General features: G+C 65.9%; 14 protein-coding genes. 12 read left to right on the forward strand and 2 right to left on the reverse strand.

The window, feature by feature from the left end; translation table 11 throughout:
- From D2E24_RS05445 to D2E24_RS05490, 10 genes are all read left to right on the forward strand, one after another.
- Positions 1–378: a hypothetical protein gene (locus D2E24_RS05445; protein ID WP_164521029.1), complete on the forward strand. Its 378-nt coding sequence runs from the start codon at positions 1–3 to the stop codon at positions 376–378.
- Positions 375–755: a hypothetical protein gene (locus D2E24_RS05450; RefSeq protein WP_125968306.1), complete on the forward strand. Its 381-nt coding sequence runs from the start codon at positions 375–377 to the stop codon at positions 753–755. Before D2E24_RS05445 ends, D2E24_RS05450 begins: the two co-directional genes overlap by 4 nt.
- Before the next feature lie 46 nt (positions 756–801).
- The gene (locus D2E24_RS05455; RefSeq protein WP_125968307.1) at positions 802–1329 is read left to right on the forward strand and encodes a phage tail tube protein; all 528 of its coding nucleotides are present in this window, start codon (positions 802–804) and stop codon (positions 1327–1329) included.
- A 68-nt stretch (positions 1330–1397) separates the two neighbouring features.
- The gene (locus D2E24_RS05460; protein WP_125968308.1) at positions 1398–1922 is read left to right on the forward strand and encodes a hypothetical protein; all 525 of its coding nucleotides are present in this window, start codon (positions 1398–1400) and stop codon (positions 1920–1922) included.
- A 140-nt stretch (positions 1923–2062) separates the two neighbouring features.
- Positions 2063–2299 (forward strand): hypothetical protein, encoded by a 237-nt coding sequence (locus D2E24_RS05465; protein ID WP_125968309.1) that lies wholly within the window; start codon positions 2063–2065, stop codon positions 2297–2299.
- 10 nt (positions 2300–2309) lie between these two features.
- The gene (locus tag D2E24_RS05470; protein ID WP_125968310.1) at positions 2310–5672 is read left to right on the forward strand and encodes a phage tail tape measure protein; all 3363 of its coding nucleotides are present in this window, start codon (positions 2310–2312) and stop codon (positions 5670–5672) included.
- Entirely contained in the window at positions 5669–6499 is an 831-nt protein-coding gene (locus tag D2E24_RS05475) for a hypothetical protein (protein ID WP_125968311.1), read from the forward strand. The genes D2E24_RS05470 and D2E24_RS05475 overlap by 4 nt, the downstream gene beginning before the upstream one ends.
- Complete coding sequence (locus tag D2E24_RS05480) at positions 6490–7473, forward strand: hypothetical protein (RefSeq protein ID WP_125968312.1); 984 nt, start codon at positions 6490–6492, stop codon at positions 7471–7473. The genes D2E24_RS05475 and D2E24_RS05480 overlap by 10 nt, the downstream gene beginning before the upstream one ends.
- Positions 7474–7488: 15 nt before the next feature.
- Complete coding sequence (locus D2E24_RS05485; protein WP_125968313.1) at positions 7489–7725, forward strand: hypothetical protein; 237 nt, start codon at positions 7489–7491, stop codon at positions 7723–7725.
- The gene (locus D2E24_RS05490; RefSeq protein ID WP_125968314.1) at positions 7725–8546 is read left to right on the forward strand and encodes a hypothetical protein; all 822 of its coding nucleotides are present in this window, start codon (positions 7725–7727) and stop codon (positions 8544–8546) included. The genes D2E24_RS05485 and D2E24_RS05490 overlap by 1 nt, the downstream gene beginning before the upstream one ends.
- 3 nt (positions 8547–8549) lie before the next feature.
- Here the strand turns inward: D2E24_RS05490 and D2E24_RS05495 are convergent, their stop codons facing one another.
- Together D2E24_RS05495 and D2E24_RS05500 are read right to left on the reverse strand one after the other, a co-directional pair.
- A complete protein-coding gene (locus D2E24_RS05495; protein WP_125968315.1) occupies positions 8550–8801 on the reverse strand; it encodes a hypothetical protein in 252 nt (83 codons plus the stop codon).
- Between the two features lie 35 nt (positions 8802–8836).
- A complete protein-coding gene (locus D2E24_RS05500; RefSeq protein WP_125968316.1) occupies positions 8837–9706 on the reverse strand; it encodes a site-specific integrase in 870 nt (289 codons plus the stop codon).
- 89 nt (positions 9707–9795) lie between these two features.
- Between D2E24_RS05500 and D2E24_RS05505 the strand changes: the two genes are divergently transcribed.
- Both D2E24_RS05505 and D2E24_RS05510 read left to right on the forward strand, forming a co-directional pair.
- Entirely contained in the window at positions 9796–10965 is a 1170-nt protein-coding gene (locus tag D2E24_RS05505; RefSeq protein ID WP_125968317.1) for a collagen-like domain-containing protein, read from the forward strand.
- The gene (locus D2E24_RS05510) at positions 10962–11708 is read left to right on the forward strand and encodes a hypothetical protein (RefSeq protein WP_125968318.1); all 747 of its coding nucleotides are present in this window, start codon (positions 10962–10964) and stop codon (positions 11706–11708) included. The genes D2E24_RS05505 and D2E24_RS05510 overlap by 4 nt, the downstream gene beginning before the upstream one ends.
- Positions 11709–11802 lie beyond the last annotated feature (94 nt).

The raw sequence follows: 11802 nt of genomic DNA on the forward strand, positions 1-11802 counted from the left end.
ATGATCAGAGTCGACGCGAAGGCGCTGACGGCGCTCAACGAGCGGATCGCCAGGATCGCGACGCGCGCCAACCCCACCGTCACCGCCGTGATCAAACGCGGCGCCCAGAACATCAAGACCGCCGTCAAGAAGGACCTGAACACGTCCTCCAACCAGAAGTTCAGGAACATCCCCGTCTCCTACGAGATGCGCCCGTCCCTCCTGCACATCGAGGCCGACATCGCACCCCGGCGAGGCGGCAACGGCAACCTCGCGCCCATCGCGTTCTGGGGATCCTACAAGGGACACCCCGACCACAGGTTCTACGAGCACGGCGAGGACGAGTTCCCCAACACGTGCGAACACATCCGACAGGCGGTGAGGAAGGATTGGCTGTGAACGCCAACGAAGCCGCCCGGCGCGTCATGGCCCTGAAGCCCGCCCTGGACGGGTGGCGCGTGTACGAGCACACGGCCCACGGCGGCGCGCCCCCGTGGATCGTGCTCGGCGTCGACCAGACCGGCTGCGACGTCAACGAGGCCGTGAACGTGACCAGCCGACGGTTCACACTCACCGCCCGCATCGTCGGACACGACGCGCAGGGCGTGAACATCGTGTGCGACAGGCTGCAGGACGCGTTCGACGGCCGACACCCCGACGGCATGGGCGCGCTCGTCCCGTACTCGGACTCCGGCGTGTACGCGTCAGAGCTGACGGACCCCGAAACCAGCCAGCAGTACCCGATGCGCGTCCTCACCTGGCGCTTCGGGGAATGAGAGACCAGCCCGCCACGGCGGGACCACGACAACATAAGGAGCGACAATGCCCAACAACGTGACCGCGCACCTCGAAGACGGGCGCGTCAAGACCGTCTTCGTCCAGACCATCAAGGACATGGCCAAGCCCACCGTGGCCGAACTCACGGCCGACGTGCTCGACCTGTCCTACTGGCTCACCGCCGACGGATGGAAGCTCGACCACAGCCAGGACATGATCGACGACGACCGCGAGGGCGCCGCCGCGGTCGGCCAGATCCCCGGCCAGGAGAAATACGAGAACGGCACCCTGCAGGTCATCGACAACGTCAACATCGGCATCGGATCCACCAAGGAGACCAACGAGGCCATCGAGAAGCTGACCGCCGGCACCCAGGGCTACATCGTGCGCCGCCGCGGCCTGCCCACGGACGACGCGTTCGCCGAAGGCCAGACCGTCAGCGTTTTCAAGGTGACCATCGGCATCAAGACGCCGGTCGCCCACGCCGCCAACCAGCGCCAGATGAGCACCATCAGCTTCTCCGCCGCCCCGGGCTCCCAGGACGAGACCGCCACCGTCACCGCCGGCAAGTGACACCGGGCGCGCCGCGGAACCCCCGCGGCGCGCCGCCATGACCACCACAGCATGAAAAGGAACCCCGCATGGAACTGAAAGTCTCCACGCCGACCGCACGGGTCGGCATCGTCACCGACCTGACCGCGCTGCGCGACTCGATCGACCTGACCAACCGCATCACCACGCTGGACGAACCCGCCCAGGACATGACCGAACACGAGACGGCCGCCCTGGCACGCGAACGCGAGAACCTCCTCGAATCACTCGCGCAGACCGTGCAGGCCGTGGAGGCCAGCACGATCACCCTCACCCTCAAGGGCCTGAAATCCAACGAATGGAACCAGATCGTCACCCGCTGCACGACCACCGCCGACGGACGCCAGACCCGCGACCTCGCCCGACTCGCCCTCCTCGCCGTCCCGCGCATGGTCCAGAACGTCACCGACGCGAACGGCACCATGGTCGACACGGACGAGACCGCCATCACCACACTCGTGGACAGCCTCACCGACACGCAGACCGCCGAACTCCTCACCACCGTCCAGGAGCTCAACACGCCCGTCTCCTCACTCCCAAAAGAGACTCTGACCCTGCTCTCGTCGACGACCTGACCCGCGCACTGCGCACCCGACCCGACCTGCTGGCCGAACTGAGGTGCGCCAAAGGCCTGGGCATCAGCCTCAAACGATTCCACGGATGGACCCCCACCATCGAGGACCCCGTCGAATGGGACGACACGGAACAGGCATGGATGCTCGCCCTCCAAGCCTACGAAAGCCAGGTATGCCCGCTGTGCGGCATGCACACCTCCACCTGCCACGACGAGGAGAGCGTGACCAGCCTCTACCGGACCGGACGCGTGGAGGTCTGCTTCGCCACCCAAATGCGCAACCGCGCCATCCAGGAATTCGAATCGTCCGGCACCGTCCCCGACGACATGCGCGGCGCCGTCACCACCACGCTCACCCCCAGACCACCCGCCACATGAGAGGAACCGCATGGCCGGACTGAACGAGAACATCATGATCCGCCTCATGGCGGACACCACCAACTACACGACCAAGATGCGGGCCGCATCCGCACAGGCCACCAAACTCAGCACGGCCCTCGAAACCCCCATGAGCACCGGAGAACGCGTCGGCGCCACCCTCACCAAGGTCGGCATGGCCGCCGGCGCCCTCTCCACCGCCATCGGCGTCGCCGCCGTCGCCACCTTCGCCGAATTCGACGCCGCCATGAGCACCGTCCAAGCCAACACCGGCGCCAGCGCCGACGAAATGGACAGCCTCCGCCAGGCGGCCATCGACGCCGGCGCCAACACCGTCTACAGCGCGAGCGAAGCCGCCGACGCCATCAACGAACTCGGCAAAGCAGGCATGAGCACCACCGACATCCTCTCCGGCGGCCTCACCGGGGCCCTCGACCTCGCCGCCTCGGACGGCATGCAGGTCTCCGAAGCCGCCGAACTCATGAGCTCGGCCATGGCCCAGTTCAACCTCACCGGAAGCGACGCCGGAAAAGTCGCCGACGCACTCGCCGCCGGCGCCGGCAAAGCCCAAGGCAGCGCCCGCGACCTCGGCTACGCACTCCAACAATCCGGCATGGTCGCCAACAGCTTCGGCATCGGCATGCAGGAAACCGTCGGAACCCTCACCGCCTTCGCCAACGCCGGCATGATCGGCTCCGACGCCGGCACCAGCCTCAAAACCATGCTCATCGCCCTCGCCAACCCCAGCACCAAAGCCTCCGGACTCATGGAAGAACTCGGCATCCACGCATCCAACGCCCAAGGAGACTTCGTCGGCCTCGCCGACCTCGCCGGCCAACTCCAAACCCAAATGGGAGGACTCACCCAGGAACAACGCAACCAGGCGCTCGCCACGATCTTCGGATCCGACGCGATCCGCGCCGCCAACGTGCTGTACAAGGAAGGCGCCGACGGCATCGACGAATGGACCAAGGCCGTCGACGAAAGCGGATACGCCGCAGCCCAGGCGGCCGCCAAGAACGACAACCTCAAGGGCGACATCGAGAACCTGACCGGATCCGTCGAATCGATGCTCATCACCATCGGCAGCGGCGCCAACGGCCCGCTGCGCTCCATCGTCCAGACCGTGGACAAGGCCGTCGACGCGTTCAGCTCCCTGCCGGCCCCCGTCCAACAGTCCGCCATCGGACTCGGCATGCTCGCCGGCGCCCTCACCCTCGCCCACAAGCAGTTCGGACCCATGTCCGAAAGCTCCAGCAAGGTCGCCAAAGGCATGTCCGCCCTCCTCGACCCGATGCAGTACCTCCAACGCGCCGCCCCCGGCGTCACCACCGGCGTCCAAAGCATCGCCAGCGCGTTCAAGGGCTCCGGCGCGCAGATCGAACTGTTCGGCACCAGCATGTCCCGCACCACCGCCATCGGCGAAGGCTTCAAAAGCATCGGCAGCGGCCTCCTGTCCATGCTCGGCGGCCCCTGGGGCATCACCATCGGCCTCGCCGGCGCGGCACTCATGACCTTCGCCAGCAAGGCACAACAGGCACAGCAACGAGCCGACAGCCTCAAAACAGCACTCGAAACCACCGGAAACGCCACCGACCAAATCATCGACAACCTCAGAAATGCCCCAATCGACGGCTCCGTAATCATCCCCGACTTCATCGAACAGGCCATCTACGGATACAAAACACTCGGCGAACTCCTCGACGACGTCGGCATCAAAATGTCCGACATGGCGCTCGCCGCGCAGGGCAACTCCGATGCCATGAGCCGGGTTACCGCCGTCACGGACGACATGGTCGCCAAAGGTGGCAATCAGGCCGAACTCGCAGGCATCATCATCAGTTATCTGAAGGAGGAGAAGGCCAATTACGAGGAGGTCTCGGAGGAGGCACAGAAGAAGGCGGAGGCGCTCGACGAGGTCGCCCATGCCACCGGCGAGGCCGGCGACGCCACCGAAGCCTACGCCACGGCTGCTGAGGAGGCGGCGACCGCCGACGATATCCTGGCCGACAGTTTCGGGGCGACCACGGACGGCATCAGCGACCAGGCCGCGGCCCTGGGCGAGGTCATCGACGCGATGAACACCTACTACGGGTTCTCGCTCAACGAGTCCGACGCGCTCATCTCCATGCACGACGCGTTCGACAAGGCGACCGAATCCATCCAGAAGAACGGTGCGACGCTGGACATCAACAGCGAGAAGGGACGCGCGAACCAAAGCGCGCTCAACGACATCGCCAAGACCGCCATGAAGGCCGCCCAGGCGCAGGCCGAGAACGGCGCGAGCATGGACGACATCAACTCCACCCTCGACCTGTCGCGCGAGAAGTACATCGCCGCGGCGCAGGCCATGGGCATGACCCCGGAAGCGGCCTCCGAGGCCGCCACTGCCGCGGGCCTGACCAAGGAGAAATTCGACCAGCTCGCGACCAGCGTCGAGAGCGTCACCGGCGACCATAGCATCAACCTCAACGTCGACACCGGTCTCGCCGAAGGCCAGCTGCAGTCGCTCGGCGTCACCGTCGAGACGCTGCCGGACGGGACCATCCGCATCGGAGGCGACAACACCGACGCGGTCGCGGCCATCGCCGAAGTCAACGGCCTGCCCGTCGACGAGAAGAGCGGCACCGTCACCCTGGACTCGTCCCAGTACGACATCGCCCTCGCCATCGCGAACGGAGCGACCATCGACGAGAAGACCGGATACCTGAAAGGCGACGGATCCGAGATGCTCACGGCCATCGCCGAGGTCAACGGGTGGACGATCGATGAGAAGACGGGAGTCATCAGCGGCGACGACGGGCCGTTCAAGGCCACGACGAAAGCCGTCGAAAACCGCAAGATCGCCGGCAAGACCGTGAAGGTCGACGCCGACGCCTCCGGATTCTGGGGCACCGTCAACAACATCCTCGGCCGTGTCTTCAAGGTCAACGTGGGCGCCGACGGCAAGGCCAGCGGCGGCATCATCGGATACGCGGCCGGCGGGCTCATGGGACGCGACGGCATCCCCCGATACGCGTCCGGAGGACTGAGCGGACTCCTGGGCGGCATCGGTTCCAAGATCTCCGACTCGAACCTCATCTGGGCCTCGCGTGGCGAGTACATGATGAAGGCGCGGGCCGTCGACCACTACGGCGTCGGATTCATGGACTCGGTGAACTCGATGCGCTACCGGCCAGACGAGGGTGTGCAATACATGCCGGCACCGGTCCTTACCGCATCGGCCGACACGGCGGTCATCCAATCCAACGAGGCCGTCGTCGCCGAACTGCGCGCCTTCCGCGCCGAAATCGGCCCCATCATCGCCGCATACGCGCCCACCATCGGCAAACGCGACTTCCAACGACTCACCAAGGAGGTCCTCCGGCAGTGAAAACCTTCATCTACGCCAGCCCGTCCGGGGCTGTCCTCGACCTGAACGACCCGGACGGGCTGCTCGTCGGACAGATCACGGAACTGCGCACCCGCATCTGGGACACGACCCTCTCCTACCGGAGCCTGAACGCCACGCGCCCCGCCCGCACTGCGAAGATCACCGCCATCAGCCGGTCAAAAACCGCGCTGGACACGGCCGACAGAATCTTCGACGCGGACCTGCGCGCCTACCTCGAGGACCAGGCTCCGCCCGCCCTGCTCGACGTGGACGGATGGCGGCAGAACGCGCTCGTCATGCAGACGGAGCCCGACTACGTCAGCCCGCAGCTGACCCGTGTCGAACTCACCGTCGCGCTGCTCGACGGCGTCTGGCACAAGCCCGCCACCAGCAGCTGGTACCGGAACACGGCACGATACTCGGACGGCAAGGGCTACCCATACGGCTACGAGTACGACTACATGCCGACACGCGCTGTCGGAACGTTGACCAACGCGTCCGCACTGCCGTCCCGCGCCAAGATCACCGTCTACGGGCCCGCGGCCACGCCGACCATCACCATCGGGGACAACAAGATCGTCGCCGACGTGACCGTGCCCTCGGGCGGATACCTCGTCATCGACGGCACCGGCACGCCCCGCACGGCCACGCTCGTCGCCGCCAACGGCGACCGGCAAAACGCCTTCGCCAAACTCCACCGCGACCAGACCGCCGGCGAATACGCGTTCGCCGCCATCCCGCCCGGCGACAGCCTCGTGAGCTGGGACGAAAGCTTCGGCTTCGACCTCGAATGGTGGGAGGAAAGGACCGGACTGCCATGGACCTGATCTGGACCGACCCGTCCGGCGTCCCGCAGGGCGAGCTCTCCGGCGTGACCATGGACATGCAGTACGGCGACGAAGGCAACGACTTTGAGCTCACGCACGCCACCACCGGCGCCGCTCTCACGGACGGATGCCTCGTCGGCGTGGAGGACACCGAAATCGGCGGACGCGTGGACGGCCTGCGCGTGGACGTCAGCGACGGTCACACGCAGACCACCATCACCGGGCGCACATGGCACGGCATCCTCGCCGCCAAAATCGTCCAACCCGACGCGGGCGCCGATCGGCTCACCGTGTCCGGCGACGCGAACACCATCATCCGCACCATCATCGGCCGTGTCGGCCTCGCCGGGACTTTCACCACACCCACCACGGCCAGCGGCATCACCATCAAATCGCACGCATTCCGCCGCTACATCAGCGTCTGGGACGGGCTGCGCATGATGCTCTCCGCAGTCGGGGCGCGCCTTGACCTGCGCTACCGGGACGGCCGATGCTCCATCCGAGCCGTCACCGCAGCCACCTACGGGGGCGCGGACGGCGACCGGCGAGTCGACTTCACCGCCACCCGCGCGTGGACGCAGGTCAACCACATCATCGGCCTCGGCAAGGGCGAACTGCGCAACCGCGCCGTCTCGCACTGGTACGCCGACGCGAACGGCGCCATCAGCCAGAAACAGACCCTCACCGGCGCGCGCGAGATCACCCAGACGTACGAGCTCACCACGGTCGAGGGGCAGGAGCTGTCCGACCAGACCCGCGACAAACTCAAGGAGCTCTGGACACAGGGACAGGTCGAACTCACCATCCCCGACGACATCGGACTGCACATCGACGACCACGTCCGCGCCTACGACCCCGTCTCCGGCGTCGACGTGGACAGTCCCATCGTGCGCATCACCGTCAAGATCGCCAACGGCACACCCGCCATCGCCTACGAGGCCGGCGCATACGACTGGCCCGACGACCAGGCCTGAAAGAAAGGACTCATCATGCCGAAATACGAAGGTATCACCCAATACGAGTGCGACCGGACCGGCTGCCCCGTCAAGGAATACGTGTCACCCAACGAGACCCTCTCGGCCGACTGGCACGACATGACCCGCATCGACCGCGCAGGCAACGAGAAGAAATTCCTCCTGTGCGGCACCGACTACCGCGACTACCAGACGCTCGCCGAGAACCAGGACAAGGACTTCGACGCCTGGATGCAGCAGGGAGGCAAGTGATGTCCATCATCCTCGTCACCGGATCCAAGGGCGGCGGACAACCCCACGTGACCAGCGCCATGGACGGCATCATGCACGCCGGCACGCTCGGCACCGGCGGATATCTGCTCAAGACCCGCAAATGGGCCAGCAAGCCCGTCGCCAAGGACTCCAACCACATCACCATCCCCGCATGGGACCTCATCCTCGAAGGCCGGCAGATGATGATCGACTCCGCGACCGACGTGACCATCCAATCCGGCAGCCAGGGCATGAAGCGCGCCGACCTCATCGTTGCCCGCTACGCGTTGGATCCGACCACCGGCGTGGAGACCAGCTCCCTCGTCGCGCTGAAGGGCACCGCCACCAGCGGCACCCCCAAGGACCCGGCATACAATACGGGCAGCATCATCGGCGGCGCCATCGTCTCCGACCTGCCACTGTGCCGGGTCAACCTCGACGGCATCAACATCACCGGCATCGACACCCTCGTCAACGTCCTCGCTCCTCTGAGCGAAGTGTGGGATTCCCTAACCCTCTCTGATTGGAAGACCGTCTCGTCCGCGCCCTCGTACTCTCTTGACGTGCGTCGCATGGGACATCTGGTCATGATGCGAGTGAGCAGCACCTACGCGTCAGGCGCATCATGGGGCACCGGGCCGCTGGGTACCCTGCCGGAGGAGTTCCGGCCGGACCGGGAGCTTGAGTTCCCGTGGTCCGGCCGTGACAATGGCTCCTGCCGGCGTGTGCTCGTCCAGAAGACCGGCGCCGTCACCTACCAGAATTTGGGCGGCTCACAGAATGACGGTGGGTGGGCGGTCAACGGCATGTGGTTCGTCTGACGGTCATTGCCACACGGCCACCCACGAGACCCGGACTGGGTTCTTCGGGACCCACTGGCCCGTGATCAGGTTACGGATCCTGATCTGCGCGTGGTTGGCTGCGGCCTCCCATACGACCGCGTCGACGTTCTGGGCCTTGTTCTCGTTCCACGGTCCGATGCCGGCCAGCATCATGGTCGGCGCTTTACCGGTCGGCGAGTCGTATCCGATCAGGAGCACGCCGTTCTCGTTGGTGCTGCCGACATGGAACCCCACGCGGATCTGTGTGGGCAGGTGGGTTAGGGAATCCCTCAGCCGATCAGTGCCCTCTCGAACAGTCGCTGCGCGTCGCGCAGTGCCGTGATGTCGGGGCGCAGATAGTACTGGGCGGTGGTCTTGATGTCCGAGTGTCCGAGCATACGCGACACGACGGCGATGTCGGCCCCGGCCGTCAACGCGTTCGTCGCCCACGAATGCCGCAGGTTCCGCGCGGGAACGTGCGGCAGGCCATGTCGGCGGCACCACGATGCGTAGGCGTGTGCCGCCTGCGGTGGCGTGAGCGTCCCGATGAGCCGGCCTCCCTCACGTGGTCGGAGCTCACGCAGCCGGTTGACCGCGAACCGCGGCAGCGGGAGCGTGCGACGGCTCAATTCGGTCTTCGGCTCGACCACGCTCTCGTGCCCGGACACCCATTGAAGACCTCGCTCGATATGGATGACGCCACGCCGCAGGTCGACGTCACGCCATTCGAGCCCGTACCCCTCCTCAGTGCGCAGCCCGCAGGAGATTGCGCAAATCAGCCAGGATTCCAGCTCGTGCCCGTAGAATCCGCGCAGCAGGTCGCGTGTCTGCCGGACAGTCAGCAGTCGCGGCTCGTACCTGTGGCGCTGGGGCAGGGCGACCTCGCGGCGGGTGATGTCATGGTCGAGCAGGCCCCAGCGGATGGCGCGCCGCAGCATCGCGCGCAGGAGCGACCATGCCTTGCGGGCCGCTCCCGGCCGGTCGAAACCGGCCAGCCATCCGTCGACCAGCGCGACGCTGATCGCGTCCAGGTCCATCGCGCCGAACGCGGGCTCCACGTGGAGCCGCCATGCGCTCTCGTAGCCGACCACGGTGCTCTCACGCAGCGCCTCGTCGCAATAGGGGCGGAAACGGTCCGCCCAGAAATCCTCCAACAGCATCAATCAGTCCTCCTGAATCCCACACGCCCGCACGGCCGGTCCGTGCGGATCCGCGTGTGGGTTTCCATCGAAACAGACCAGAGGTAATCATGACTCTCGTGCATTTCAATCTGACGGATCCGCAGGGCGTACCCCTGTCTGGCGCGGTCGCGTGCGTGCCGACCCGTCGCGTGACGGTCGGCTCGGCCGTCCGTCTGCCGATCCCGGTGACCATCCAGCTGACGGATGGCGAGGCGACGGTGGACCTGCTGCCGTCAGACACGCAGTGGGTGTGGCGTGTGAGCGAGCTGGTGTCCAAGGGCATGGTGCGTTACGTGGCCTTGCCTGACGAGACCATGGTGGAGTACGCGTCGCTTGAGGATATCGACCCGGCGACGCTCGACGTGGACAGCGCGACACTCGCCGCGTGGGAGCAGACCACACGGCAGGCCCAAGCAGCCCTCGACGGCATCCGCGGCGTGGGCGAGAGCGTCGAGCGCGCGGAGAGCGCGGCGTCCGGCGCGGAGCAGGCGCTGGAGACGGCGAAGAGCTTCGACCTGACCGTCGGCACTGTGCGCGTCACCGACAGCGTGGACGAGGCCGGCGCGAGCCTTCACGGCGACTGGCCGGCCAAGACGCTCGACATGGTGATTCCCCGCGGACCCAAGGGAGAGCAGGGAGAGTCTGGCGAGCGTGGCGTGGAGGGACCGCAGGGGCCGCGCGGCGAGGCCGGTGCGCCCTTCGGCATCGCCAAGGTCTACGGCTCGATGGACGCCATGAAGGCCGACCATGACAACCCCGATATCCCGCTCGGCTCGTTCGTCTGCATCACCACCGACTCGATCGAGGACACGGAGAACGCGACGCTCTGGGTCAAGTCGAGCACGGAGTGGACCTTCATCACGGACATGTCGGGCGCGACCGGTCTGCAAGGCCCTCAGGGACCGCAGGGCATCCAAGGCCCAGATGGCGATAAGGGCGACCCCGGTCGTCAGGGAGATCAGGGCGACCCGGGTCTGGCCGCGACCATCCACGTCGGCACCGTCACCACGCTGGCTCCCGGAGAATCGGCCACGGTCACGAACAGCGGTAACGCGTCCGATGCTGTGCTCAACTTCGCCATCCCGAAGGGTGAGAAAGGTGATCAGGGCGACCCGGGTCAAAATGGAAAGGACGGCATCCAGCTCCACTACTCCGACACCCTCGAAGAGGGCATCGCATGGAGTAAGGAACACCCCGATGACTTCGTCGCCGTACTGGAGGAGGTGAGTACGTCGTGACACTGCTTCATGATGGCAGGCGCGTGGATGTCGTGTGTCTGCGAGGACGTACCGTGGACGTATGTGCTCAGGGACGCGTGGTCGTGCCGGCTCACCGGCTGACCGTCCAACCCAGCACCCGCGGGTATGGTGTGACGGACCTGTTCGACCGAGGGCGGCACGTCGCCACGCAAATCCTCTCATATCCGCTGATGCTCTCCAACGGCGTGTATGACACGTATCCGATACCCCAGAACGAGTCTGCCGGTACGAGGACGTTTCTTGACGGCGGAGGGATGCAGTTAGACGCCGTGTACTCGATATACGGGTTGAAGTGTGGTCAGGCATCGAAGTGGTCTTCTGCCTCCGCTTGGGCGGGAGTGGACAAGGTCACAGTATTCTGCGTTTTCGAACTCCTGACGGAAATCGACCCGACTATCGCGCATCCCGTCATAACGGCGGGGTGGAACAACGGAGGCAACAAGGTTCAACAGACGGTGGAGGAAATCGACCTGTCCAAGCCGGGCTATTACACCGCTGTCCGCGAGTTCGATGTCGTCCATAACACCAGCAACATGATGCTATCGTTCTCGACGAGGTTCGCGAACGATAAATCCAAGCGCCCGAGCGTATGGCGCATCTGGGCGCAGGGCGTCATCCCCAGCGACGAATATGCGGCGATGCGCGCGTGCGGCGTCGAGTGCTTCGGACCGCAGGGCATCCGCAGAATAGGGGGTGTTCCTATGTTTTTGTCAACTCTGTAGGTGGTCGACGTGTCGGTTCACGGACCGGGCGTTATGGGCACGCTCCGCCCTGCCGGCGGCGTCCGGCGTGTTCGTCGTGGCGCTCAGGCCGCCA

The organism is Bifidobacterium samirii (genome assembly GCF_003952945.1).
GTDB lineage: Bacteria > Actinomycetota > Actinomycetes > Actinomycetales > Bifidobacteriaceae > Bifidobacterium > Bifidobacterium samirii.

What these genes read in the sequence shown, in the direction of transcription:
- D2E24_RS05445 (WP_164521029.1), top strand. Translation starts at nt 1, where the DNA reads ATGATCAGAGTCGACGCGAAGGCGCTGACGGCGCTCAACGAGCGGATC.
- D2E24_RS05455 (WP_125968307.1), top strand. Translation starts at nt 802, where the DNA reads ATGCCCAACAACGTGACCGCGCACCTCGAAGACGGGCGCGTCAAGACC.
- D2E24_RS05460 (WP_125968308.1), top strand. Translation starts at nt 1,398, where the DNA reads ATGGAACTGAAAGTCTCCACGCCGACCGCACGGGTCGGCATCGTCACC.
- D2E24_RS05465 (WP_125968309.1), top strand. Translation starts at nt 2,063, where the DNA reads ATGCTCGCCCTCCAAGCCTACGAAAGCCAGGTATGCCCGCTGTGCGGC.
- D2E24_RS05470 (WP_125968310.1), top strand. Translation starts at nt 2,310, where the DNA reads ATGGCCGGACTGAACGAGAACATCATGATCCGCCTCATGGCGGACACC.
- D2E24_RS05480 (WP_125968312.1), top strand. Translation starts at nt 6,490, where the DNA reads ATGGACCTGATCTGGACCGACCCGTCCGGCGTCCCGCAGGGCGAGCTC.
- D2E24_RS05485 (WP_125968313.1), top strand. Translation starts at nt 7,489, where the DNA reads ATGCCGAAATACGAAGGTATCACCCAATACGAGTGCGACCGGACCGGC.
- D2E24_RS05490 (WP_125968314.1), top strand. Translation starts at nt 7,725, where the DNA reads ATGTCCATCATCCTCGTCACCGGATCCAAGGGCGGCGGACAACCCCAC.
- D2E24_RS05500 (WP_125968316.1), bottom strand. Translation starts at nt 9,706, where the DNA reads ATGCTGTTGGAGGATTTCTGGGCGGACCGTTTCCGCCCCTATTGCGAC.
- D2E24_RS05505 (WP_125968317.1), top strand. Translation starts at nt 9,796, where the DNA reads ATGACTCTCGTGCATTTCAATCTGACGGATCCGCAGGGCGTACCCCTG.